This window comes from Vibrio taketomensis (assembly GCF_009938165.1).
In the GTDB taxonomy this organism is placed as follows: Bacteria; Pseudomonadota; Gammaproteobacteria; order Enterobacterales; family Vibrionaceae; genus Vibrio; species Vibrio taketomensis.
The window spans coordinates 1-23,594 of sequence record NZ_AP019649.1 but is presented as its reverse complement, the minus strand read 5'-3'; the positions used below and the strand labels follow the sequence as shown (position 1 = coordinate 23,594).

The window sequence follows — 23,594 nt, the reverse complement described above, 5'->3', positions numbered from 1 at the left end:
GGCGGGGAAGCCCAAGAAAACTGGGGATAGTGTCGGAATGTGTTGAATGGAGATGCCCTTGTCTGCGAGAGCTTGTTCCACAACGTTAAACCCGTTTACCTGTGGCAATAATGAAATACAATCCCTACAATCGTCTTTCAACTATCGCCCTACGTTGTGCAACCAGAACAGAAAACAAGCGCGTTAACAAACCTGTTCTCGAGAAAAGTTGTCTTAATCGGTGTCTTCTCCTTCCCGATAGATTTATTTGTTACCAACTTGTTAATTAAATTAAAACAAAATGATCATTTTGCCAAGCGATTATTGAATATTTTTTCTTCACTAGTATTATCTACCGCCTGAAAAGGCAATGAAGTGATGACCATGACAATCAATCTAGACCAGGCTACGCATACATTAGAGGCAGAAGGACTACGCTGCCCAGAGCCAGTAATGATGGTCAGGAAGACAATTCGAAACATGCAAGATGGGGATGTATTACTTGTTAAAGCAGATGATCCATCAACTACCCGCGATATTCCAAGCTTTTGCCGCTTTATGGATCACCAGTTGATTGGCGCGCAAACAGAATCAGTACCGTATCTGTACTTGATCAAGAAAGGGTTAAGCTAAGGTAGGGCTGTTGCTCGTACGCAGCTGAAAGCTTTTAAGCAGAATGGAAAACGGCAGCCTGAGGCTGCCGTTTTGTTTATTCGTCGTATTCGAGTGTGCGTATTTCAGATTGCAGTTTGCGAATCTGTTTTTGCATCGAGCGCATTTCTTCATGCATTGGAATAATATGCGCAACGCGAATCCATGCCTCTACAGTGAGGCCGGCTAAAACGATAGCCCCAGCAACCATTGGCAGCCACATGTCGGTTAACACCATTCCCAACAAAGTTAACGCCAACCCAAAGGTAAACAAATAACTTTGACTCTTTGGGCTCATGCCCATGTAACGTGTCAGCATACTCTTGCCCTCCGCCACTCATTGTTAAGGTTAAATTAGCATGACAATCGTGACACTTATATGTCAACGGTCACGCATTCCACCAATTTTACCGTCGATATTTGATTCGATTCACAACCCATTGATGACATTTCTCGCAAACACAAAAAAGGCTCTAACCACAAGATTAGAGCCAAAATCGTTAAGGGTAAAATTAGCTACGAGGTTTTAGATCCAGTACGTGTAGTAAACGCTCTGGTGTGCCTTCCCAAATCATTGGACGACCTTTTGGATTGTCTTTTGTCCACCAACCAGTGAAGTTCTTAGTGCTGTATTGATAGAAGTTAGGACCAGACAATACCGGTACCGTGACTTGGTTTGACGCAATAATCTCTTGAATGCTATGCGCAATTTTTAGCTGCTCTTTGCTATCAGCGGTTTTGTAGAAGCTATCTAGCAGTTTATCTAGTTCAGCATTTTGCCAGTGGTGCATCGCAAAGCGTGGCATACCTTCTGGTTGCTGCATACGAGAGTGGTAACCACTATTCCAGTAGGTGTGTGGCGTTGGACCATGGAAATAGTTGGTGTATGCAATATCGTAGTCAGCAGCAATCATCGAGTTGTTATAAACCGAGAAGTCTGGCGTACGAGCTTTGGCGTTAATACCCACTTCATGCAATTGTTCAACCGCCAACATGACCGTGTTGTTGAAGTCAGTCCAACCTTGTGGTGACTGAATCGCAAGCTCAAACTCTGCGCCAGATGGAGACTCAACAAAACCGTCGCCATTGGTATCTTCAAAGCCGGCTTCTGCTAGCAGAGCTTTGGCTTTTTCTGGCGAGTAGGTCATAAATGGTTTGTATTTATTGTGAGTTTCTTCATTTGACCAAGTTTCAAATGCATAACCCAAGCCTGAAGCAAAGTCGTTGAGTACGGCGTTACCGTAGTTTGCAATATCAATCAGAGTTTGACGATCAATCGCCATTGAGAAAGCACGACGGAAGTTAATGTCATTCATCACTTCATGCTTAACTTTGTCTTTCGATTCATAGTTAAACACGAATGCTTGTGTGCCTGCTGGTGGGAACCAGTAACCATGATCTGCCGATGCTTTTAAGAAGGTTTCATCAATATCCGGAATAAATGAACCCGCCCAGTCAACACGAGCATTAATTAACTCACCCAATACTTGGTCATTGTGGTTCATTTGCGGTACACGTAAACAATCCACTTCTAAGTTAGCATTATCCCAATAGTGTGGGTTACGACATTGCAAGAATAGCGTTGAGGTAAACTGAGGTAGCTCGGTGAATGGCCCGGTACCCACTGGATTTGGGTTCATAAATGATGCTGGGTCTTCAACAGATTTCCATTGATGTTCAGCAACGACTGGCACCAAAGTAATCTCATAACTAATATTGGTATTCACTTCGTTTAGGTGGAAGCGAACTTGGTACTGACCCAATTTTTCTACCGATTTAATCTTGCTGTTGATACCACGATCGTCGATGTTCGGGTGCTTTTTCACCATATCGAAAGTAAACACTACGTCATCAGCATCAAATGTTTCACCATCTGACCACTTCACACCTTCACGTAAATCAAACGTGATGCTCAATAGGTCCTTACTCATTTCATAGCCAGTCGCCAAACGAAACTCAGGCACGTTACCTTTCAGCTCGTTAAACACCACTAATGGCTCATAAATGAAGTCACGAGCAGTATGCAAACGAGAAACCGCATAAGGGTTAAAGTTGCGAATTAAGGTTGGGTTATGGTTTGGAATAATGGTCACTTGTGACATTTTATCCAAATCCGCAGCGACAGTTTGAGTAGAAATAGTGAGAGTCGCAGCAATGGCTGCAGACAGTAAAGTCGTTTTCATGACGTTTCCTTATCAATGGACACGCACACAAAATAACCAGTTGTTAAAAAAGCATCAACGGCAATAAAAAACACAGAAAAACAGTAAGTTAATCTTTTGTTATCAGCCTCGGTTCGTTTGATATTTATACAACCAGCGAAATGATCAATCACGACACAGAATCTCGACACGAGTCGAAAATCCATCAGTTAATGACGAAAAATTACAACACTTGATGGGTTGATTACACATATGCGACACATTCGATTTTTGCGAGCAAATTAAAATTTCCTTTGCTCGCAATAACCAAAATTGGATTAAAACAGCGCCGAAGCTATCGCCAATCCTAAGAATAACACCGCACTAATCTTACGAATTAACGCCAAAGGTAATTTATCGGCGGAGATTTTACCCATCAACACCACAGGTACGTTGGCGACCATCATGCCAAGCGTGGTGCCGATCACCACCCACAACAATGCATCTGCGTATTGCGCGCCTAAGATAGAGGTGGCGATTTGAGTTTTATCTCCAATTTCAGCGACAAAAAATGCCATAAAACTGGTGACAAAGGCACTGCGTCCGCAAACAGTGTACTCATCATCCAATTTATCGGGAATTAACACCCAGCCCGCCATTAACAAGAAACTGATCGTCACCACCCAACGCAGAATTTCTGGTGAAAGGTAATCGGCAATGACAACACCAAGCCAAGCGGCTAGAGCGTGATTGGCTAAAGTTGCGAATAAAATCGCGAGAATGATGGGAATCGGTTTGCGATAACGGCTGGCGAGAACCAAAGACAATAACTGAGTCTTGTCGCCGATCTCAGCGATCGCAACCGTGGTTAAAGATAGTGCTAATACACTCACAACATGCTCAATATGAGGCGGGGGTTATTATTTTATAACCATAGACAAACCTCACGCCCCACCCCGGTTCGTGATGATTTGTCTAAGGTCTTGCTAAACTTACCAGAGGTGGTAAGTCTTGGACGCCATGGTGATGTTGCACCAATTATGTTGACGAACAAACTCATTCACTGGGATGTGAATCAAGTAAGCTACTCCCCGAAGACGGCGCAATTCTAACCATATCCACCAGCCAGCTCAAGTCCGGTTTTGTAAGCAAAAATCCGCCAAAAAGTGCAATTTCAACTTCTAATAGCTAAATATGCCAATAATTGGGCAAACTTAGCTATTCTGGCTATGAAATAAACAAGATTAGCGCTACTCCCATGCCCAATATCTGGGTATACTTGATTGTTATTTTATTCAACCGTCATTACTTCCCCGACGTGAGCTTTGAGGCATGAATTCCTCGCTCAAACGCCAAGAAGTAATTAGAGAATCGCGCGAACCGACTTATGCAAAAATACGATATCAAAACCTTCCAGGGAATGATCCTCGCGCTGCAGGATTATTGGGCTCAAAATGGTTGCACCATTGTTCAACCGCTAGATATGGAAGTAGGTGCGGGTACCTCTCACCCAATGACCTGTCTACGAGCGCTTGGCCCAGAGCCAATGTCTACAGCTTACGTACAACCTTCTCGTCGTCCTACAGATGGTCGTTACGGTGAAAACCCTAACCGTCTACAGCACTACTACCAATTCCAAGTAGCGCTAAAACCATCACCAGACAATATCCAAGAGTTGTACCTCGGTTCTCTAGAAGTACTTGGTATTGACCCACTTGTTCACGATATTCGTTTCGTAGAAGACAACTGGGAAAACCCAACACTAGGCGCATGGGGTCTAGGCTGGGAAGTATGGCTAAACGGCATGGAAGTAACTCAGTTTACTTACTTCCAACAAGTTGGCGGTCTTGAATGTAAACCAGTTACCGGTGAAATCACTTACGGTATCGAGCGCCTAGCAATGTACATCCAAGAAGTAGACTCGGTTTACGATCTGACTTGGAACATTGCACCAGATGGCAGCAAAGTAACCTATGGTGACATCTTCCACCAAAACGAAGTTGAGCAATCAACTTACAACTTTGAACACGCTGACGTTGAATTCCTATTTGGTTTCTTCGAACAGTGTGAGAAAGAGTGCCAAAACCTACTTGCTCTTGAAACGCCACTTCCGCTTCCAGCGTACGAGCGCATTCTAAAAGCAGCACACGCGTTTAACCTACTGGATGCTCGCAAAGCGATCTCAGTAACGGAACGTCAACGCTACATCTTGCGCATCCGTAACCTAACTAAAGCAGTTGCAGAAGCATACTACGCATCGCGTGAAGCACTAGGCTTCCCAATGTGTAAGAAAGAACAAGCGTAAGAGGTAGAGTAATCATGGCAAAAGAATTTCTAATCGAGCTAGGTACAGAAGAGCTACCACCAACGCAACTTCGTACTCTGGCTGAAGCATTCGCAGCAAACTTTGAAGCTGAACTGAAAAATGCTGAGCTAACGCACGAAGGCGTAAAATGGTTCGCTGCACCTCGCCGTCTAGCACTGAAAGTGGCAGCACTAGCAGAAAACCAAGCAGACAAAATCGTTGAAAAACGTGGCCCTGCGGTATCAGCAGCGTTTGATGCTGAAGGCAACGCAACTAAAGCGGCTCAAGGTTGGGCGCGTGGTTGTGGTATCACTGTTGACCAAGCAGAACGCATGGTAACAGACAAAGGCGAATGGCTACTGTTCAAACAAGAAGTAAAAGGCCAACCAACTTCGGATATCGTAGTTGAACTAGCAGCAAAAGCGCTAGCAGGTCTGCCAATTGCAAAACCTATGCGTTGGGGCAACAAAACGACTCAGTTTATTCGCCCAGTAAAAACGCTGACTATGCTAATGGGCTCTGACCTTATCCAAGGTGAAATCCTAGGCGTAGCCTCTGATCGCGTTATCCGTGGTCACCGCTTTATGGGTGAGCGTGAGTTCACTATCGATTCTGCAGAGCAATACCCAGCGATCCTAGAAGAGCGCGGTAAAGTGATGGCAGATTATGAAGCACGTAAAGCCATCATTCTTGCTGATGCACAAAAAGCGGCAGCAGCAATCGGCGGTATCGCTGATCTAGAAGATGACCTAGTTGAAGAAGTAACGTCTCTGGTTGAATGGCCAGTGGTACTGACCGCGAAGTTTGAAGAAGAGTTCCTAAAAGTGCCAGCTGAAGCTTTGGTTTACACCATGAAAGGTGACCAAAAGTACTTCCCAGTGTACGACGAGAACAAGAAGCTACTACCGAACTTCATCTTCGTATCAAACATCGAATCAAAAGAGCCTCGTTACGTGATTGAAGGTAACGAGAAAGTGGTTCGTCCACGTCTTGCTGACGCTGAGTTCTTCTTCAACACCGACCGTAAGAGCAAGCTGATCGATCGTCTACCAATGCTAGAAAATGCGATTTTCCAACAGCAACTGGGTACGATTAAAGACAAAACCGATCGCATCACTGAATTGGCTGGCTACATTGCTAAGCAAATCGGTGCGGACGTTGAGAAGTCAAAACGCGCTGGTCTACTAGCAAAATGTGACCTAATGACATCAATGGTATTTGAATTTACTGATACTCAAGGTGTTATGGGCATGCACTACGCTCGCCACGACGGTGAAGCAGAAGAAGTGGCAGTCGCACTAAACGAGCAATACATGCCTCGTTTCGCTGGTGATGACCTTCCATCAAACGGTGTATCTGCTGCAGTTGCGATGGCAGACAAGCTAGACACTATCGTAGGTATCTTCGGTATCGGTCAAGCACCTAAAGGCAGCGACCCATTTGCACTACGCCGTGCATCATTAGGTGTACTGCGTATCATCGTTGAATACGGCTACAACCTAGACCTTGTTGACCTAGTAGCGAAAGCGAAATCACTGTTTGGCGATCGTTTGACTAACGACAACGTTGAGCAAGAAGTGATTGAGTTTATGCTGGGTCGTTTCCGTGCATGGTACCAAGATGAAGGCTTCAGCGTAGACATCATTCAAGCAGTACTGGCACGTCGTCCAACAAAACCTGCGGACTTTGACCAACGTGTTAAAGCGGTTTCTCACTTCCGTGAACTGGAAGCAGCAGAAGCACTGGCAGCGGCGAACAAACGTGTCGGTAACATCCTAGCGAAATTCGACGGTGAACTGGCTGCTGAAATCGATCTTGCCCTTCTACAAGAAGATGCCGAGAAAGTACTGGCTGAAAACGTGGAAGTGATGACGGAAGCGCTTGAACCAGCATTTGCAACAGGTAACTACCAAGAAGCACTAAGCAAACTGGCTGACCTACGCGAGCCTGTAGATGCGTTCTTCGACAACGTAATGGTTATGGCTGATGATGAAGCACTGAAGACTAACCGTCTAACGCTACTAAACAACCTACGTAACCTGTTCCTACAGATCGCAGATATTTCTCTACTGCAGAAATAATCTTCTTACCATCTATCCCTAGATGGTAATGCGCAATAACGAAGCCCAACTCGAAAAAGTTGGGCTTTATTTTTAACCATTTTCCAATTTGTGCTTTGCCTCTCAATCCCATTACGGTATGTTCAAGGATTATTCGATTTGTCAGCAACGTACTGACTTCAGACACATGAAAGCAAACACAATGTATTAGGTTAACAGCACATGCAATTCTCAAGATTTGGTGAAAAATTCAATCAGTATTCCGGTATTACACAGTTAATGGATGACTTAAATGATGGTCTACGCACGCCTGGTGCCATCATGCTCGGTGGCGGTAACCCAGCCCCGATTCCAGCCATGCTTGATTACTTTCGCCAAGCCAGTGAGGCCATGCTCGCCAATGGAGAGCTGGTAGCCGCATTAACCAATTATGATGGCCCACAAGGCAATGACCGCTTTGTCTCTGCATTGGCTAAACTGCTCAAGCAGACTTACGGATGGGACATCAGTGAAAAGAACATCAGCCTAACCAACGGCAGCCAAAGTGGTTTCTTTAGCTTGTTTAACCTATTTGCAGGTCAGCAGCCTGACGGTTCACATAAAAAAGTACTGCTACCACTGGCTCCAGAATATATTGGGTATGGTGATGCGGGGATTGATGAAGATATTTTTGTCTCTTATCGCCCAGAGATTGAGATTCTCGAAAACGGATTGTTCAAATACTACGTCGATTTTGAACAACTAACGGTGGATGACTCAATTGCGGCAATTTGCGCCTCTCGCCCAACGAACCCAACCGGTAATGTACTAACGGATGAAGAAATTCGTAAGTTAGATAAACTGGCTCGCCAACATAATATTCCGCTAATTCTGGATAACGCTTACGGTCTACCATTTCCAAATATCATTTTTGAAGACGTTGAGCCATTCTGGAACGAAAACACCATTCTGTGCATGAGCCTGTCTAAACTGGGTCTGCCTGGTGTGCGTTGTGGCATTGTGATTGCCAGCGAAGCGATTACCGCAGCGATGACCAATATGAATGGCATCATCAGCTTGGCGCCAAGTGGCGTCGGCCCAACTTACGCTGCACACATGATTGAGCAAGGTGATCTGCTGGCACTCAGCAGCAATGTGATTAAACCGTTTTATAAGCACAAAGCACAGCGAGCGGTGGAACTGCTGCAACAAGCGATTACTGACACACGTTTTCGAATTCATAAACCTGAAGGCGCTATATTCTTATGGTTATGGTTCGATGAATTACCGATCACCACCATGGAACTCTATAAGCGCCTCAAAGATCGTGGGGTACTGATTGTGCCAGGAGAATATTTCTTTATTGGCCAAGAAGATGAATGGGATCATGCTCATCAATGCTTGCGTATGAACTACGTACAAAATGATGACATGATGCAAAAAGGCATTGCAGTGATCGCAGAAGAAGTGGCGAAAGCGTACCAACAAGCATAATAGCCGCTCTCAATCACTCATCTAATCAAGACTTCCAAACAATAAAAAAGAGCACCATCAGGTGCTCTTTCACTCTTTATATTAAGGCGATTTAATTAGCCTTCTAGCAGGTTATTACCATTAATCGCAATCTTGCGTGGTTGCATTGCCTCTGGAATTTCACGTTCTAGGTCAATGTGTAGAAGACCATTTTCCATGCTTGCACCAACCACTTTCACGTAATCCGCAAGTTGGAATTTACGTTCAAAGTCACGCTCGGCAATACCTTGGTAAACGTAGTTTTTACCCTCTTCAACATTACGCTCACCTTTTACGATTAGCATATTATCTTTTTGAGTCAGATCGAGTTGGTCTTCAGCAAAACCGGCAACTGCCATAGTAATACGGAAATTGTGCTCGTCTTTTTGCTCAATATTGTATGGAGGGTAACCGCCAGATGAGTTTTTCGCTGATGACGCTTCCATCATGTTGAATAGACGGTCAAAGCCAATTGCGCTGCGGTATAAAGGAGTGAAATCTACAGTTCTCATAATGCTATCCTCTTAGTAAGCAATAGTCTTAGTCGTGAGTTTGCATCGCCTTTACCATTTAACTTTTGATAAAAGGCTGCCGACTAAGGGATTCATCGCCATTCCTCTGGTTACCTCGATGGTCAACTCGGGGACATAGTTTTGAATCGTCGGTTTTGCTTTACTGAAACAAAACCAAGTTTAAATATGCCGCTAAATCTATCCTCTCATGAGCGATACTTTATTGGCGATTTCAGAGGTTGTGTTTCTTCTCTTGTTGAGCAAGACAGCTATCCCTCTTCACAGATAGATATATGGACCGATCAAACCCCTTTCAAGGGATCATCTGAAAAATTTTTTAGATCCACGCCATTTCAATGCCTTACACACCTTCCGCATGTCGAAAAAAAGCGCAGCAACATCCGTAGGACGGATCCCTTTATCATTCCCTCAGCCAATAAAAAAGCACCACCCGAAGGCAGTGCTTTTATAACCCAATTACAATGACATTTTAATGGCTCGAGGCTAAGTTAGTTCGCATTAGTTCAAGCAAGGCGCACGCAGCATACAAGTGTATGTGAGTACGCCTAACGCAGAAATCATGCGAAATAACGACGCATCGCAGTGATTAAACGTCTAGGTTGGCTACCTTGAGGGCGTTCTCTTCAATGAAGTTACGACGCGGCTCAACTTGGTCACCCATCAATGTAGTAAACAATTGGTCTGCACCTACGGCATCTTCAATTGTTACTTGCATCATACGGCGAGTCTCTGGGTCCATCGTGGTTTCCCAAAGCTGATCTGGGTTCATCTCACCTAGACCTTTGTAGCGTTGTAGGCTTAGACCACGACGTGACTCTTTGATTAACCACTCTAGTGCGTCGACAAAGCTTGATACTGGTTGAGTACGCTCACCACGTTGAATGTAAGCACCCTCTTCCACTAGACCATCCAAAGCTTCAGATAGATCAGCCAGCTTGCTGTACTCTTTCGAGTTAAGCAAATCGGCACTTAGTGCGTAGTCGTAAGTCACACCATGAGTACGTACGATGATTTTCGGTAGATGAATACCTAGCTCTGCGTGCTGCTCGACTTCAAAGCTGTATTGGCTTGCGCCCACTTCTTTAGCATTAAGTTGTTCAACAAGCTGTTTTGTCCACGCTTCGACCGCTGCTGCATCTTGGCATTGCTCAGACGTTAGACGTGGTACATAGATAAATTCATGCACCAATGCACGTGGGTAGCGACGGCTCATACGATCCACCAGCTTAATACCTGCATTGTATTGTTGAACAAGCTTCTCTAGCGCTTCGCCACCTAGCGCTGGAGCTTGTGCATTGACGTGCAGAGCAGCGTTATCTAGCGCCAATGCCACTTGGTATTGGTTCATCGCATCTTCGTCTTTGATGTACTGCTCTTGTTTGCCTTTTTTCACTTTGTATAGTGGTGGCTGAGCGATGTATACATAGCCACGCTCAATCAGCTCAGGCATTTGGCGGTAGAAGAAGGTCAACAGTAGCGTACGAATGTGCGAACCGTCGACGTCAGCATCGGTCATGATGATGATGTTGTGGTAACGCAGCTTATCAGGGTTGTATTCGTCACGGCCGATACCACAACCCAGTGCGGTAATTAGCGTTGCAACCTCTTGTGAAGAAAGCATTTTATCAAAACGTGCTTTCTCAACGTTTAGGATCTTACCTTTTAGTGGCAGGATAGCTTGGTTCTTACGGTTACGACCTTGTTTCGCTGAACCACCCGCAGAGTCACCCTCCACTATGTATAGTTCAGACAGTGCAGGATCTTTTTCCTGACAGTCAGCAAGTTTACCTGGAAGGCCTGCAAGATCTAACGCACCTTTACGGCGAGTCATTTCACGCGCTTTACGCGCCGCTTCACGAGCACGCGCTGCATCAATGATCTTCGAACAAACCATCTTCGCTTCTGACGGATGCTCTGCTAGGAACTCTGACAGTTTCTCGCCCATCGCCGACTCAACTGCAGATTTAACTTCAGATGAAACAAGCTTGTCTTTGGTTTGGCTTGAGAATTTTGGATCCGGTACTTTTACCGAAACAACGGCAGTTAGACCTTCACGCGCATCATCACCCGATGTCGCAGTCTTGGCTTTTTTCGAGAAGCCTTCTTTATCCATAAAGGTGTTCAGTGTACGAGTTAACGCCGCACGGAAACCTGCTAGGTGCGTACCACCATCGCGTTGTGGAATGTTGTTAGTGAAACAGTAGATGTTTTCTTGGAAACCATCGTTCCATTGCATGGCCACTTCTACCGAGATGCCATCGTCACGCTCAGTATTGAAATGGAACACTTTCTCATGGATCGGTGTTTTGTTGGTATTTAGGTGGTCAACAAACGCTTGAATACCACCTTCGTACATGAAGTGGTCGCTCTTGTCTTCTTCACGCTCATCAGAAAGCTTGATAGACACACCTGAGTTTAGGAATGATAGCTCACGTAGACGTTTTGCTAGGATGTCGTAGTGGAATTCCACATTAGTGAAGGTTTGATCACTCGGCCAGAAACGGATGGTGGTACCAGTCTTGTCAGTATCACCCACAACCGCTAGTGGTGCTTGAGGCTCACCATGATGGTAGGTTTGCTTGTGAACGTGACCACCACGATAAATCGTTAGTTCCACTTTCTCAGACAGTGCGTTTACTACAGAAACACCTACACCGTGTAGACCACCCGATACTTTGTATGAGTTGTCATCGAACTTACCACCTGCGTGTAGAACCGTCATGATAACTTCGGCTGCTGACACTTTCTCTTCTGGGTGTAGCTCGGTTGGAATACCACGGCCATCATCACTAACAGAAACAGAGTTATCCTCATGGATTGTCACAATGATGTCTTTACAGTGACCTGCTAACGCTTCATCAATTGAGTTATCCACCACCTCAAAGACCATGTGGTGAAGACCGGTGCCGTCGTCCGTGTCGCCGATGTACATACCTGGGCGCTTACGAACCGCGTCCAGACCCTTCAGTACTTTAATACTCGATGAATCGTAATTTTCAGACATGAGTTATCTTCCGCTATTTATAGTTGCTCTATTGTGCCATGTTCCACATGGAACATCTTGCCTTTATCGTCGTACATATCGGCAATTTGACCCTCAGTAATAGAGCTTACAAAAACTTGAGCCCCCGTCTCTTTCAAGCAATCCGCTAGGCGCTTGCGACGTTGACTATCTAATTCCGATGCAAAGTCATCAATTAGGTAAATGCATTGCTTTCCGGTCATTTCGGTTAAGTGCTGCCCTTGCGCCACGCGCAACGCACACACCATCAGTTTTAACTGACCCCGTGAAAGCACATCTTCTACTGGTGTACCGTTCACTTTTATCCGCAAATCGGCTTTGTTTGGCCCACTAAAGGTGTAGCCTAACGCCTGATCACGCTCGAAGTTCTTCTCGAGAATTTGTTGATAAGGCGTGTCCTTATCCCAGCCTCGATAGTACTTCAATTGAATATCAAATTCGGGCAAAAACACGCCACAGATCTGCTGTGCCTTTGCACTCATTTGTTCAACATAGGTGGCTCGCCATTGGCTAATATTTTCTGCCAACCGTGCCATTTCTTGATCCCAGTAACTGAGTTCTCGATAGTCACGTGCCGTTTTCAATAACGCGTTACGCTGCTTATTCAGTCGACGAAAACGCCCCCATGCATCATAAAATGCCGATTCGGTATGAAACACACCCCAATCGATAAATGCGCGGCGATGTTTAGGTCCATCAGTCAACAAATCAAACCCTTCCGGGTGAATCAGTTGCAACGGTAATACCTGTGCCAGTTGTGCTAACTTTTGCCCAGATTGACCGCCTATTTTAACCTCTGTTGACCCATCACGCTGCTTATTAATCCCAATCGGTAGCTCAAATTGATCCGAGTTCAAAAAACGGCCATGTACAAACAGCTCGTCACACTCGTTTTGGATCACTCGTCCCGTGAGACTGCTCTTAAATGAGCGTCCATGACCGAGTAAATAGATCGCTTCCAGTACACTGGTTTTACCGCTGCCATTAGGGCCGATAAGAAAGTTAAAGCCTGCTGATAGGTGAATATCACAGGCTTTAATGTTGCGAAACTGGTTAATTATCAGGCGAGATAGTGGCATTCTACAATCGAATCGGCATAACCACGTAAAGCGCACTGTCGTCGTCAGCGTTTTCAATTAACGCACTGGCGTTGGCATCTGACATCGACACTCGCACTTTTTCACAGCGTAGAGTGTTAAGTACATCTAACACATAGCTGACGTTGAAGCCGATTTCGATCGCATCACCGTCAAAGCTGACATCCAACATCTCTTCCGCTTCTTCTTGCTCAGGGTTGTTGGCTGTAATGCGCATTTCGTTATCTGCGAGATTCACTCGCACGCCACGGAACTTCTCATTAGAAAGAATCGCTGCACGTGAAAATGCTTGGCGCAGTTCATCACAGTTCGCTTCCAACGTTTTGGTCGTGCTTTGTGGCATAACGCGGCGGTAGTCAGGGAAACGACCATCAACCAGCTTAGAGGTAAACACAAAGTTATTCACTTCAGCACGCACATTCGAGCTACCAATTTGTAGTACGACTGGCTGCTCTGGCGCATCCAATAGCTTAACTAACTCTTGAACCCCTTTACGTGGCACAATGATTTGTTTGGTCGCAAAGTCGGCACCAAGCTCAACCAAAGATACCGCCATGCGGTGACCATCCGTCGCTACGCTACGCAATGTGGTGCCATCAATTTCAAACAACATACCATTGAGATAGTAACGAACATCTTGGTTAGCCATTGAGAATTGAGTTTTCTCAATCAAACCACGTAATTCGGCTTGAGTCAGTGAAACTTCAACTTCACTTTGCCAATCTTCAATATTTGGAAAATCGTTAGCCGGAAGTGTCGCCAATGAGAAACGGCTGCGACCCGAACGCACTTGAACACGATCACCTTCTAACACGAAAGTGATCACTGAATCGTCAGGCAAGCCACGGCAGATATCAAGGAACTTACGCGAAGGCACGGTAATGCTGCCTGCTTCAAAGTCACCTTCTAGGGTTACGCGGCTAATCAGTTCTACTTCCAAATCGGTAGCGGTCATAGATAAGGTATTATCTTCAACCTTAATCAATAGGTTACCGAGAATAGGTAACGTTGGTCGGCCGCCTAATGCACCCGACACTTGTTGAAGTGGTTTCAGTAGATGACTGCGTTCAATGGAAAATTTCATAGTGCGCTCTTATTTGAATTCTGGATGGCGTAATAGTTATTCGCCAATACTAGCAACGGATAAGAATACAGTGAATTAAGAAGAAAGGGTACGAATCAAGTTCGAGTAGTCTTCTTTAATATCGTGGCTTTCCTCGCGTAATTGCTCAATCTTACGACATGCATGCAATACCGTGGTGTGGTCACGACCACCAAACGCATCACCAATTTCAGGTAAGCTGTGGTTAGTAAGCTCTTTTGCTAGCGCCATAGCTAATTGGCGTGGACGAGCAACTGAACGCGAACGACGTTTTGAAAGCAGATCCGCCACTTTAATTTTGTAGTATTCTGCGACTGTCTTTTGAATATTATCAATCGTCACCAACTTTTCTTGCAGAGCAAGCAAATCTCGCAGTGCTTCACGTACAAAATCAATCGTGATCGGACGACCAGTAAAGTTCGCATTAGCGATAACACGGTTCAGTGCGCCTTCAAGCTCACGAACATTCGAACGTAGACGCTTCGCGATAAAGAATGCCACTTCATCGGCCAAGTGAATTTGGTGATCTTCAGCTTTCTTCATCAAAATCGCCACGCGCGTTTCTAATTCAGGTGGCTCGATCGCAACCGTTAGACCCCAACCAAAGCGCGATTTTAGACGATCTTCTACCCCGCTGATCTCTTTTGGATAGCGGTCAGAGGTAAGAATGATCTGTTGGTTACCCTCAAGCAACGCATTGAAGGTATGGAAAAATTCTTCTTGAGAACGCTCTTTATTAGCGAAAAACTGAATATCATCGATAAGCAGAGCATCCACACTGCGGTAGTAGCGTTTGAATTCTTCAATTGCGTTATTTTGCAGCGCTTTAACCATGTCTTGCACGAAACGCTCAGAGTGCATGTACACCACTTTTGCATTTGGTTTGTTATCGACGATCGCATTGCCTACCGCGTGTAGCAAGTGAGTTTTACCTAAACCGGTACCACCATAGAGGAACAGTGGGTTATATGCCGCACCAGGGTTGTCTGCTACTTGGCGCGCTGCCGCTAAACCAAGTTGGTTTGACTTACCTTCCACAAAGTTATTGAACTTATGTTTTGGGTTCACATTTGAGCGGTGGTTAATGTCTGCCATCGCTTGTGGATCGTCATCCCAGGTTTTATGTACTGGTTTACGCGCTTGCAGTTGCGCGGGCGCTGAAGATTCCGCTGCCACATCTGCTGGCGTACGCTTAGGTGCAGGTGTTGGCGCAGCCACACGACGGCTACCCACTTCAAAACGAAGGTTTGGGATATCATTACCGCAGTATTCTTGCAGTAAACGATTGATACTATTTAGATACTTATCGCGAACCCAATCCAATACGAAGCGGTTTGGGGCAAACAAGGTGAGTGTATTGTCATTAAGCTCCGCTTGTAACGGACGTACCCACATACTGAATTCTGTAGCTGGTAACTCTTCTTGAAGCTGTTGCAAGCATTGCAACCAAAGCGAAGATGACACGGAAACCCCACTCGAGATAATTGATCGGAAAAGAGTACAGATTTTACCTGTTGATAACCGAGATCGCCAGCAATTGATCGAGGATCCAGTGAATAAGATCTAAGTTATTCACAATTTTTTTGTCATTATTCGATAGATCATCACATTCAATCCCGCTATTACCCACACATTGATCCACAAATGACCATTTTTCGACAGATCCAGCATTTGGTGATAACTCTGTGAATGATTCTCTTTTTGCATGGCTTATCCACAAGTTTATGAAATGAATCGAGTCACTCTCATAAGTTATAAACTGATGACTAAACGCGCTGAATTCAGCCTCTTGATGTCACTTGGGAATAAATTATCACCCTTTGTTATTTATCTAACGAATTTCCAGTATGTAGTATTTGTAACCATAAATTTATGAGGATGTAATATGAAAAGCTGGATAAAAACCTTCGTTACTACAATTGCCCTTGCGGCATCGGTGTCTGCCACACAAGCAGCTGCTGAAAGTAAAATTGACCAAGTAAAAGTCGGAATGTCTGGCCGTTACTTCCCATTCACATTTGTAGAAAAGGACAAGCTGCAAGGTTTTGAGGTCGACCTTTGGGATGAAATAGGCAAGCGCAATGACTATCAGGTCGAATATGTGACTGCGAACTTTTCTGGCCTATTTGGTCTATTAGAGACAGGTCGCATCGATACGATTTCTAACCAAATCACCATCACTGATGCACGCAAAGCGAAGTTTTTGTTTGCTGATCCTTACGTTATCGATGGCGCGCAAATTACCGTACGCAAGGGCAATGACTCGATCCAAGCGGTGACAGATTTAGCAGGAAAAACCGTCGCGGTTAACTTAGGTTCTAACTTTGAACAATTACTGCGCAAACACGATAAAGACGGCAAAATTAATATCAAAACTTACGATACCGGCATCGAACAAGATGTGATTCTTGGTCGTGCAGATGCATTCATCATGGACCGTCTTTCTGCGCTGGAACTGATTAAAAAGACCGGATTACCACTACAACTAGCTGGCAAACCATTTGAAACGATTGAAAATGCGTGGCCATTTGTTGATAACGCTCGTGGTAAACAGTTACAAACGGAAGTAAATAAAGCGCTAGCAGCAATGCGTGCTGACGGCACTCTACAGCGCATCTCTGAAAAATGGTTTGGTGCTGATATCACCAACTAAAATTAAACCAATCAATTTTACCAAGGTGGAATTTGTTTCCACCTTTTCTTTTCTAAGAAGGCACTATGGGCTTTGATTTTAATTACATGCTGGAACTGATGCCAATTCTGCTCAAATATTTGGGCACCACCATGGAAATGGCACTTCTAGGTTTGGTTTTTTCGCTGATTTTAGCGCTTGTTCTTGCCAATATTCGTGTTTTCGTATTCCAGTATTGGATCAGCTTAGCCAACTCTACATCAGCTTTTTTCGTGGCACTCCGCTGCTGGTTCAACTGTTCTTACTCTACTACGGCCTACCGCAAGTATTCCCTATCATGGTCGGCATTGATGCGTTTAGTGCCGCCATTATTGGCTTAACCTTACACTTTGCTGCTTACATGGCAGAAAGCATTCGCGCTGCAATTATCGGTATTGACCGCAGCCAAATGGAAGCGAGTTTGTCGGTAGGTATGACGACCAGCCAAGCCATGCGCCGCATTATTTTGCCGCAAGCAACTCGAGTTGCACTGCCTTCATTGATGAATTACTTCATCGACATGATTAAATCTACCTCCTTAGCATTTACCCTTGGTGTGCCAGAGATAATGGCCAAAGCACAAATGGAAGCCTCTTCGAGTTTCCGCTTTTTTGAAGCATTCCTTGCAGTAGCTCTTATTTACTGGGGTGTGGTGGTCATACTGACACGCATGCAAATTTGGGCTGAAGCCAAACTCAATAAGGCATATGTACGATGATCAAACTAGATAACATTCACAAAAGCTTTGGCGACAGCGAAGTCTTAAAAGGCATCGATCTTGAGATAAAAAAAGGTGAGATCATTGTCATTATTGGCTCTAGCGGTACTGGTAAATCAACCCTACTGCGCTGCGTCAATTTTTTAGAGCAAGCCAACCAAGGTACCATTACCATTGATGATGTCAGCGTTAATACGCAGCAGCACACCAAAGCTGAAGTTCTCGCTCTGCGACGTAAAACTGGCTTTGTATTTCAAAACTACGCTTTGTTTGCCCATATGACCGCTCGTCAGAATATTGCTGAAGGCTTGATTACCGTTCGTGGTTGGAATAAAGCCGAGGCGCTAGCAAAAGCGCAACAAATCTTAGATGACATTGGCCTTGGCGACAAAGGAGACAGCTACCCTGCGGCCCTGTCCGGTGGCCAGCAGCAGCGAGTCGGCATTGGCCGCGCAATGGCACTGCAGCCAGAATTATTGTTATTTGATGAACCGACGTCGGCCTTGGATCCAGAATGGGTGGGCGAAGTGCTGAACCTAATGAAGCAATTAGCAACCCAGCACCAGACCATGCTGGTCGTCACTCATGAAATGCAATTTGCCAAAGAAGTCGCTGACCGAGTGATCTTCATGGCAGAGGGAAATATCGTCGAACAAGGATCGCCAGCGGAAATTTTCGAAAATCCACAAGATCCAAGACTAAAAAAATTCCTCAATCAAGTTGGTGTCGAGTGAAAATTGACTAAAGATCCAACATAAGGATCGCTTGATCCTTGAGATTTTGCTCACACTACGTATAATCGCCCGACGCGGAATTTCATACACATGAGTCGTTGACACAATTTGTGAGTGTGATTACAATTCCGCCTCTTTGTTGAGAGGCGTCGGTTGTCCTCTTTATATATAAGAAGACTTTGTGCCCACGCCGGGTTAACGAAAGAACCTAAAACTACTGATCAGTAAGGTAATTATCATGAAACGCACTTTTCAACCTACAGTTCTAAAGCGCAAGCGTACTCACGGCTTCCGTGCTCGCATGGCAACTAAGAACGGTCGTAAAGTAATTAATGCACGTCGTGCTAAAGGCCGTGCGCGCCTATCAAAATAATAACTAGTTTATTTTGAATACGTACGCGTTCAATCGGGAGTTACGCTTGTTAACTCCCGAGCATTATCAAAATGTCTTCAAGCAAGCTCATCGAGCTGGCTCACCCCATTTTACCATCATTGCACGCAACAATAACCTAACTCATCCTCGACTAGGTTTAGCTGTCCCTAAAAAGCAAATCAAAACGGCCGTTGGTCGCAACCGCTTTAAACGTCTTGCTCGTGAGAGTTTCCGTAATCAACAACATAACCTTCCAAACAAAGATTTTGTTGTGATCGCTAAGAAAAGCGCTCAAGATTTAAGCAATGATGAAATGTTCAAATTGTTTGACAAGCTATGGCAACGACTGTCTCGCCCCTCGCGTGGCTAGCAATCGGTGTAGTCCGACTTTACCAAGGCCTTATTAGTCCTCTTATCGGACCACGTTGTCGTTTTCAACCAACATGCTCAACTTATGCTGTAGAAGCTCTGAAAGCTCACGGTTTTGTAAAAGGATGTTGGTTATCTAGCAAACGTCTATTAAAATGCCACCCTCTAAATGAAGGGGGCTACGACCCCGTTCCACCAGTTCAAAAACAAGACAGAGATAAATAACGATGGATTCTCAACGTAATATCCTGTTAATCGCTTTGGCATTGGTATCATTCCTACTTTACCAACAATGGAATGTAGCTAAGAACCCAGCTCCGCAAGCGATTGAACAGGCACAATCAAGCAGCTCCCTACCTGCACCATCTTTAGCCGATGAGCTTGACCCAGCGCCAACTCAACAAGCTACAGCGAAAGCGATTACTGTAACAACGGATGTATTAACTCTGTCTATTGATACGGTTGGTGGTGACGTCGTTCAGGCTGACCTAAACAAATACACTGCAGAACTTGATTCTCCAGCGTTGTTTGAGCTTTTGAAAAATGAACCGGGTCACCAGTTTATTGCTCAAAGTGGCCTAGTGGGTCCGCAAGGCATCGATCTGAGCAGTGCAAACCGCCCTCACTACACTGTGAGCGCAGACAGCTTTACGCTCGCTGATGGTCAAGATGAACTACGCGTACCAATGACTTACGCAGCAAACGGTATCGAGTACATCAAGACGTTCGTTCTAAAACGTGGCAGCTACGCAGTCGATGTTGAATACAATGTAGTCAACAACTCTGGCAGCAACGCAACGTTTGGTATGTACGCACACCTACGCCAAAACGTAATGGATGATGGCGGCAGCATCACCATGCCAACATACCGTGGTGGTGCATACTCAACGCAAGACGTTAAGTACAAGAAATACAGCTTCGAAGATATGGAAGATCGCAACCTAAATATCAACCTGACTGACGGTCAAGGTTGGGCGGCGATGATCCAACACTACTTCGCAAGTGCGTGGGTTCCACGTGAAGCACCTGGTACAAACCTATACACTCGCGTCATTGGCAACCTAGCGGACATTGGTGTTCGTATGCCAAACCAAACTATCGCGACTGGCGACACTGCTGAAATGAAAGCAACGCTATGGGTTGGTCCAAAACTGCAAAACCAAATGGCTGCAGTAGCTCCAAACCTAGACCTAGTTGTGGATTACGGCTGGCTATGGTTTATCGCGAAACCACTACACTGGTTGCTATCAACCATTCACGGTTTTGTCGGCAACTGGGGTCTAGCAATCATCCTGCTAACATTCGTTGTTCGTGGTGCAATGTACCCACTAACGAAAGCGCAATACACCTCTATGGCGAAAATGCGCATGCTGCAACCTAAACTGCAAGCAATGCGTGAGCGTATCGGCGATGACCGTCAACGCATGAGCCAAGAGATGATGGAACTGTACAAGAAAGAGAAAGTAAACCCGCTAGGCGGCTGTCTACCTCTACTTCTACAAATGCCAATCTTCATTGCTCTTTACTGGGCACTAATGGAATCGGTTGAGCTTCGTCACTCACCATTCTTCGGTTGGATTCACGATCTATCAGCGCAAGACCCATACTACATCTTGCCGCTACTGATGGGTGCGTCGATGTTCATGATTCAGAAGATGAGCCCAACAACGGTTACTGACCCAATGCAGCAGAAGATCATGACCTTTATGCCGGTTATGTTTACTTTCTTCTTCCTGTTCTTCCCATCAGGCCTAGTACTGTACTGGTTGGTATCGAACATCGTAACGCTTATCCAGCAGACGCTAATCTACAAGTCTCTGGAGAAAAAAGGCTTACATACGAAAACTAAGTAAGTTCGAATAAAGCACAAAGGCGACCAAAAGGTCGCCTTTTTTATTGGAGCTGATTACAATTCAGCTAATCGCATTATTTAGCTCAATAGAGCCAATCAATCATAGGCACACTCTTTATGACTACAGATACCATTGTCGCCCAAGCTACTGCACCCGGTCGTGGCGGTGTCGGTATTATCCGCGTCTCAGGTCCGCTAGCAGAAAAAGTTGCGCTAGAGGTGACCGGCAAAACACTGCGTCCTCGCTATGCAGAGTATCTGCCATTTAGTGATGAAGCGGGCAATCAACTTGACCAAGGCATCGCACTTTACTTCCCTAACCCACACTCATTTACGGGTGAGGACGTGCTTGAGCTGCAAGGTCATGGCGGTCCTGTTGTGATGGATATGCTGATCAAGCGTATTCTAAAAATCGACGGCATTCGCACAGCGCGTCCTGGTGAGTTCTCAGAGCGTGCCTTTTTAAACGACAAGCTCGATTTAGCCCAAGCAGAGGCCATTGCCGATCTGATTGATGCTAGCTCAGAAGAAGCGGCAAAATCAGCACTGCAGTCGCTACAAGGTGCCTTCTCACAACGCATCAATACGCTGGTGGAATCACTAATTCATTTACGCATCTACGTAGAAGCCGCGATTGATTTTCCAGAAGAAGAGATTGATTTCCTTGCCGACGGCAAAGTGTCAGCCGATCTACAAGCCATCATCGACAACCTCGATGCGGTGCGCAAAGAAGCCAACCAAGGCGCAATTATGCGTGAAGGGATGAAAGTGGTGATTGCCGGTCGTCCGAACGCAGGCAAATCAAGCTTACTCAATGCCCTATCAGGTAAAGAATCAGCCATCGTAACCGATATTGCCGGTACCACGCGCGACGTGCTGCGTGAACACATCCATATTGATGGCATGCCACTGCACATCATCGACACAGCAGGTCTACGTGATGCATCAGATGAAGTGGAAAAAATTGGTATTGAGCGCGCGTGGGATGAAATAGCTCAAGCTGACCGCGTGCTGTTTATGGTTGATGGCACGACCACTGAAGCGACCGATCCAAAAGAGATTTGGCCAGACTTCGTTGATCGTCTGCCTGACAGCATTGGCATGACTGTGATCCGCAATAAAGCCGATCAAACCGGTGAAGAGCTGGGCATTTGCCATGTCAACTCACCAACCCTGATCCGCCTGTCAGCCAAGACTGGCGCAGGTGTCGATGCTCTGCGCAGCCACTTAAAAGAGTGTATGGGGTTTGCTGGTGGTCATGAAGGCGGCTTTATGGCGCGTAGACGCCATCTAGAGGCACTAGAACGAGCATCAGAGCACCTTGATATCGGTCAGCAACAACTTGAAGGCTATATGGCGGGTGAAATCTTAGCGGAAGAGTTACGCATTGCTCAGCAACACCTCAATGAAATTACCGGCGAGTTTAGTTCTGACGACCTACTCGGCCGAATCTTCTCTTCTTTCTGTATCGGCAAATAACTATCAAACGCGCGCCATCGGTGCGCGTTTTTTATCGATTAAAAATCAGTAATAGAATCAGCGAGGGATCAAAACAGTATGATTCATATCATTACAGGCAGCACGTTAGGCGGTGCGGAGTACGTTGGCGATCATCTTAGCGATCTGCTGGTCGAAAAAGGCTTTGAAACCACCATTTATAACCAACCAAGCCTCGATGAGATCGACGCTTTAGGTACGTGGTTGATCATCACATCGACCCATGGTGCGGGTGACTATCCAGATAACATCAAGCCATTTATCCAAGCGCTGCAAGATACGCCACCGCGCATGTCTGAAGTAAAATTTGCTGTCATTGCGATTGGTGACTCAAGTTATGACACCTTCTGTGCAGCAGGCAAACATGCGTTTGAGCTACTAGAAGATATTGGTGCCACACCAATCAGTGACTGTTTGACTGTTGATGTATTAGCCCATTCAGTGCCAGAAGATGCCGCAGAAGAGTGGTTACTGGCAAATATTGAGCGTTTTTAATACCAAAATAGCGCCAACAACTCATCTTAAATAAGTGATTAACGTCGATTAGGTCAGCATTGCTGGCCTATTTTTTGACTTGTGGACAGAAAAAACCAACAAAGTGAAAACTGTTTGCACAAAAAACCAGCAAACCATCTGTGTATAACTTAGCGTTTATCCGGTGACTAACCTATAGTTATCCAAAGAATAACTTTGAAGCTCGATCCACCCTGTGCATAACTAGCCATTTTGATCCCAGCTAATCCTCGATCAGATCAAAACAAGATCACATGATATGATCCAAAGAAGAACCATGATCTTGTTGATCATTTTTCACTTATCCACAGATCGCACCGATCCTAATAGTAGATCTAATAAAGAGATCATATATATGAATCTTATATATATTTACTTACTCCCCTAAACTTAAAAAGCACAAAAGCATTTTTCTATCGTCTAGAAAATGGGTAGAATATCGCTCTTTTATCTGTCCGACTTTTCTTGAATACCAGAGGTCAGTTC

General features: G+C 45.2%; 20 protein-coding genes and 1 pseudogene. 13 read left to right on the top strand and 8 right to left on the bottom strand.

The features are described 5' to 3' along the window. The first annotated feature begins 363 nt into the window (after window positions 1-363). Window positions 364-612 (top strand): sulfurtransferase TusA, encoded by a 249-nt coding sequence (gene tusA / locus Vt282_RS00105; RefSeq protein ID WP_162047487.1) that lies wholly within the window; start codon window positions 364-366, stop codon window positions 610-612. Between the two features lie 76 nt (window positions 613-688). Here tusA and Vt282_RS00100 read toward each other — a convergent pair whose 3' ends face one another. The 3 genes from Vt282_RS00100 to Vt282_RS00090 form a co-directional block, all read right to left on the bottom strand. Further along, complete coding sequence (locus Vt282_RS00100; RefSeq protein ID WP_162047488.1) at window positions 689-949, bottom strand: hypothetical protein; 261 nt, start codon at window positions 947-949, stop codon at window positions 689-691. Between the two features lie 193 nt (window positions 950-1,142). Then, entirely contained in the window at window positions 1,143-2,813 is a 1,671-nt protein-coding gene (locus tag Vt282_RS00095) for an ABC transporter substrate-binding protein (RefSeq protein WP_162062251.1), read from the bottom strand. Between the two features lie 296 nt (window positions 2,814-3,109). Then, a complete protein-coding gene (locus Vt282_RS00090) occupies window positions 3,110-3,664 on the bottom strand; it encodes a TMEM165/GDT1 family protein (protein WP_162062250.1) in 555 nt (184 codons plus the stop codon). A gap of 494 nt (window positions 3,665-4,158) precedes the next feature. On the opposite strand from Vt282_RS00090, the gene glyQ reads away from it, so the two are divergent. The 3 genes from glyQ (at window position 4,159) to Vt282_RS00075 (ending at window position 8,609) form a co-directional block, all read left to right on the top strand. Further along, window positions 4,159-5,076: a glycine--tRNA ligase subunit alpha gene (gene glyQ, locus Vt282_RS00085; protein WP_162047491.1), complete on the top strand. Its 918-nt coding sequence runs from the start codon at window positions 4,159-4,161 to the stop codon at window positions 5,074-5,076. Window positions 5,077-5,090: 14 nt separating this feature from the next. Next, window positions 5,091-7,157: a glycine--tRNA ligase subunit beta gene (gene glyS, locus Vt282_RS00080; RefSeq protein WP_162062249.1), complete on the top strand. Its 2,067-nt coding sequence runs from the start codon at window positions 5,091-5,093 to the stop codon at window positions 7,155-7,157. 201 nt (window positions 7,158-7,358) lie between these two features. Beyond that, on the top strand, window positions 7,359-8,609 hold the full coding sequence (locus tag Vt282_RS00075) for a valine--pyruvate transaminase (RefSeq protein WP_162062248.1): 1,251 nt from the start codon (window positions 7,359-7,361) through the stop codon (window positions 8,607-8,609). A 95-nt stretch (window positions 8,610-8,704) separates the two neighbouring features. Here the strand turns inward: Vt282_RS00075 and Vt282_RS00070 are convergent, their stop codons facing one another. The 5 genes from Vt282_RS00070 to dnaA all read right to left on the bottom strand — a co-directional run bounded on the left by Vt282_RS00070 (window position 8,705) and on the right by dnaA (window position 15,845). Continuing rightward, a complete protein-coding gene (locus tag Vt282_RS00070; protein WP_162062247.1) occupies window positions 8,705-9,139 on the bottom strand; it encodes an Hsp20 family protein in 435 nt (144 codons plus the stop codon). Between the two features lie 607 nt (window positions 9,140-9,746). Further along, window positions 9,747-12,164, bottom strand: coding sequence for a DNA topoisomerase (ATP-hydrolyzing) subunit B (gene gyrB, locus Vt282_RS00065; RefSeq protein WP_162062246.1), 2,418 nt, complete (start codon window positions 12,162-12,164; stop codon window positions 9,747-9,749). A gap of 17 nt (window positions 12,165-12,181) precedes the next feature. Further along, the gene (gene recF / locus Vt282_RS00060; RefSeq protein WP_162062245.1) at window positions 12,182-13,261 is read right to left on the bottom strand and encodes a DNA replication/repair protein RecF; all 1,080 of its coding nucleotides are present in this window, start codon (window positions 13,259-13,261) and stop codon (window positions 12,182-12,184) included. Between the two features lies 1 nt (window position 13,262). Continuing rightward, window positions 13,263-14,363: a DNA polymerase III subunit beta gene (dnaN, locus tag Vt282_RS00055; protein WP_162047497.1), complete on the bottom strand. Its 1,101-nt coding sequence runs from the start codon at window positions 14,361-14,363 to the stop codon at window positions 13,263-13,265. A 75-nt stretch (window positions 14,364-14,438) separates the two neighbouring features. Further along, the gene (dnaA, locus tag Vt282_RS00050; protein WP_162047498.1) at window positions 14,439-15,845 is read right to left on the bottom strand and encodes a chromosomal replication initiator protein DnaA; all 1,407 of its coding nucleotides are present in this window, start codon (window positions 15,843-15,845) and stop codon (window positions 14,439-14,441) included. A 421-nt stretch (window positions 15,846-16,266) separates the two neighbouring features. Between dnaA and Vt282_RS00045 the strand changes: the two genes are divergently transcribed. From Vt282_RS00045 to mioC, 9 genes and pseudogenes are all read left to right on the top strand, one after another. Further along, window positions 16,267-17,034: an amino acid ABC transporter substrate-binding protein gene (locus Vt282_RS00045; protein WP_162062244.1), complete on the top strand. Its 768-nt coding sequence runs from the start codon at window positions 16,267-16,269 to the stop codon at window positions 17,032-17,034. A gap of 65 nt (window positions 17,035-17,099) precedes the next feature. Beyond that, window positions 17,100-17,770: pseudogene (locus Vt282_RS00040) on the top strand (amino acid ABC transporter permease). Next, entirely contained in the window at window positions 17,767-18,504 is a 738-nt protein-coding gene (locus tag Vt282_RS00035; protein WP_162062243.1) for an amino acid ABC transporter ATP-binding protein, read from the top strand. The pseudogene Vt282_RS00040 and the gene Vt282_RS00035 overlap by 4 nt, the downstream one beginning before the upstream one ends. A 238-nt stretch (window positions 18,505-18,742) precedes the next feature. Beyond that, entirely contained in the window at window positions 18,743-18,877 is a 135-nt protein-coding gene (gene rpmH / locus Vt282_RS00030) for a 50S ribosomal protein L34 (RefSeq protein WP_005378825.1), read from the top strand. A gap of 46 nt (window positions 18,878-18,923) precedes the next feature. After that, window positions 18,924-19,247 (top strand): ribonuclease P protein component, encoded by a 324-nt coding sequence (gene rnpA / locus Vt282_RS00025; RefSeq protein ID WP_232055070.1) that lies wholly within the window; start codon window positions 18,924-18,926, stop codon window positions 19,245-19,247. Beyond that, window positions 19,214-19,471 (top strand): membrane protein insertion efficiency factor YidD, encoded by a 258-nt coding sequence (yidD, locus tag Vt282_RS00020; RefSeq protein ID WP_162045241.1) that lies wholly within the window; start codon window positions 19,214-19,216, stop codon window positions 19,469-19,471. Before rnpA ends, yidD begins: the two co-directional genes overlap by 34 nt. Before the next feature lie 2 nt (window positions 19,472-19,473). Continuing rightward, window positions 19,474-21,099, top strand: coding sequence for a membrane protein insertase YidC (yidC, locus tag Vt282_RS00015; protein ID WP_162062242.1), 1,626 nt, complete (start codon window positions 19,474-19,476; stop codon window positions 21,097-21,099). Window positions 21,100-21,215: 116 nt separating this feature from the next. Next, a complete protein-coding gene (gene mnmE / locus Vt282_RS00010) occupies window positions 21,216-22,577 on the top strand; it encodes a tRNA uridine-5-carboxymethylaminomethyl(34) synthesis GTPase MnmE (protein WP_162045243.1) in 1,362 nt (453 codons plus the stop codon). A 78-nt stretch (window positions 22,578-22,655) separates the two neighbouring features. Beyond that, the gene (mioC, locus tag Vt282_RS00005; protein ID WP_162045244.1) at window positions 22,656-23,090 is read left to right on the top strand and encodes an FMN-binding protein MioC; all 435 of its coding nucleotides are present in this window, start codon (window positions 22,656-22,658) and stop codon (window positions 23,088-23,090) included. Window positions 23,091-23,594: the final 504 nt, after the last annotated feature.

Bases quoted from the DNA above. Each gene is read 5' to 3' on its own strand.
- Vt282_RS00075 (WP_162062248.1), top strand. From the start codon at position 7,359: ATGCAATTCTCAAGATTTGGTGAAAAATTCAATCAGTATTCCGGTATT.
- Vt282_RS00035 (WP_162062243.1), top strand. From the start codon at position 17,767: ATGATCAAACTAGATAACATTCACAAAAGCTTTGGCGACAGCGAAGTC.
- Vt282_RS00070 (WP_162062247.1), bottom strand. From the start codon at position 9,139: ATGAGAACTGTAGATTTCACTCCTTTATACCGCAGCGCAATTGGCTTT.
- recF (WP_162062245.1), bottom strand. From the start codon at position 13,261: ATGCCACTATCTCGCCTGATAATTAACCAGTTTCGCAACATTAAAGCC.
- mnmE (WP_162045243.1), top strand. From the start codon at position 21,216: ATGACTACAGATACCATTGTCGCCCAAGCTACTGCACCCGGTCGTGGC.
- yidC (WP_162062242.1), top strand. From the start codon at position 19,474: ATGGATTCTCAACGTAATATCCTGTTAATCGCTTTGGCATTGGTATCA.
- yidD (WP_162045241.1), top strand. From the start codon at position 19,214: ATGGCAACGACTGTCTCGCCCCTCGCGTGGCTAGCAATCGGTGTAGTC.
- Vt282_RS00095 (WP_162062251.1), bottom strand. From the start codon at position 2,813: ATGAAAACGACTTTACTGTCTGCAGCCATTGCTGCGACTCTCACTATT.
- dnaN (WP_162047497.1), bottom strand. From the start codon at position 14,363: ATGAAATTTTCCATTGAACGCAGTCATCTACTGAAACCACTTCAACAA.
- tusA (WP_162047487.1), top strand. From the start codon at position 364: ATGACAATCAATCTAGACCAGGCTACGCATACATTAGAGGCAGAAGGA.
- Vt282_RS00100 (WP_162047488.1), bottom strand. From the start codon at position 949: ATGCTGACACGTTACATGGGCATGAGCCCAAAGAGTCAAAGTTATTTG.
- glyQ (WP_162047491.1), top strand. From the start codon at position 4,159: ATGCAAAAATACGATATCAAAACCTTCCAGGGAATGATCCTCGCGCTG.
- glyS (WP_162062249.1), top strand. From the start codon at position 5,091: ATGGCAAAAGAATTTCTAATCGAGCTAGGTACAGAAGAGCTACCACCA.
- rpmH (WP_005378825.1), top strand. From the start codon at position 18,743: ATGAAACGCACTTTTCAACCTACAGTTCTAAAGCGCAAGCGTACTCAC.
- Vt282_RS00045 (WP_162062244.1), top strand. From the start codon at position 16,267: ATGAAAAGCTGGATAAAAACCTTCGTTACTACAATTGCCCTTGCGGCA.
- gyrB (WP_162062246.1), bottom strand. From the start codon at position 12,164: ATGTCTGAAAATTACGATTCATCGAGTATTAAAGTACTGAAGGGTCTG.
- mioC (WP_162045244.1), top strand. From the start codon at position 22,656: ATGATTCATATCATTACAGGCAGCACGTTAGGCGGTGCGGAGTACGTT.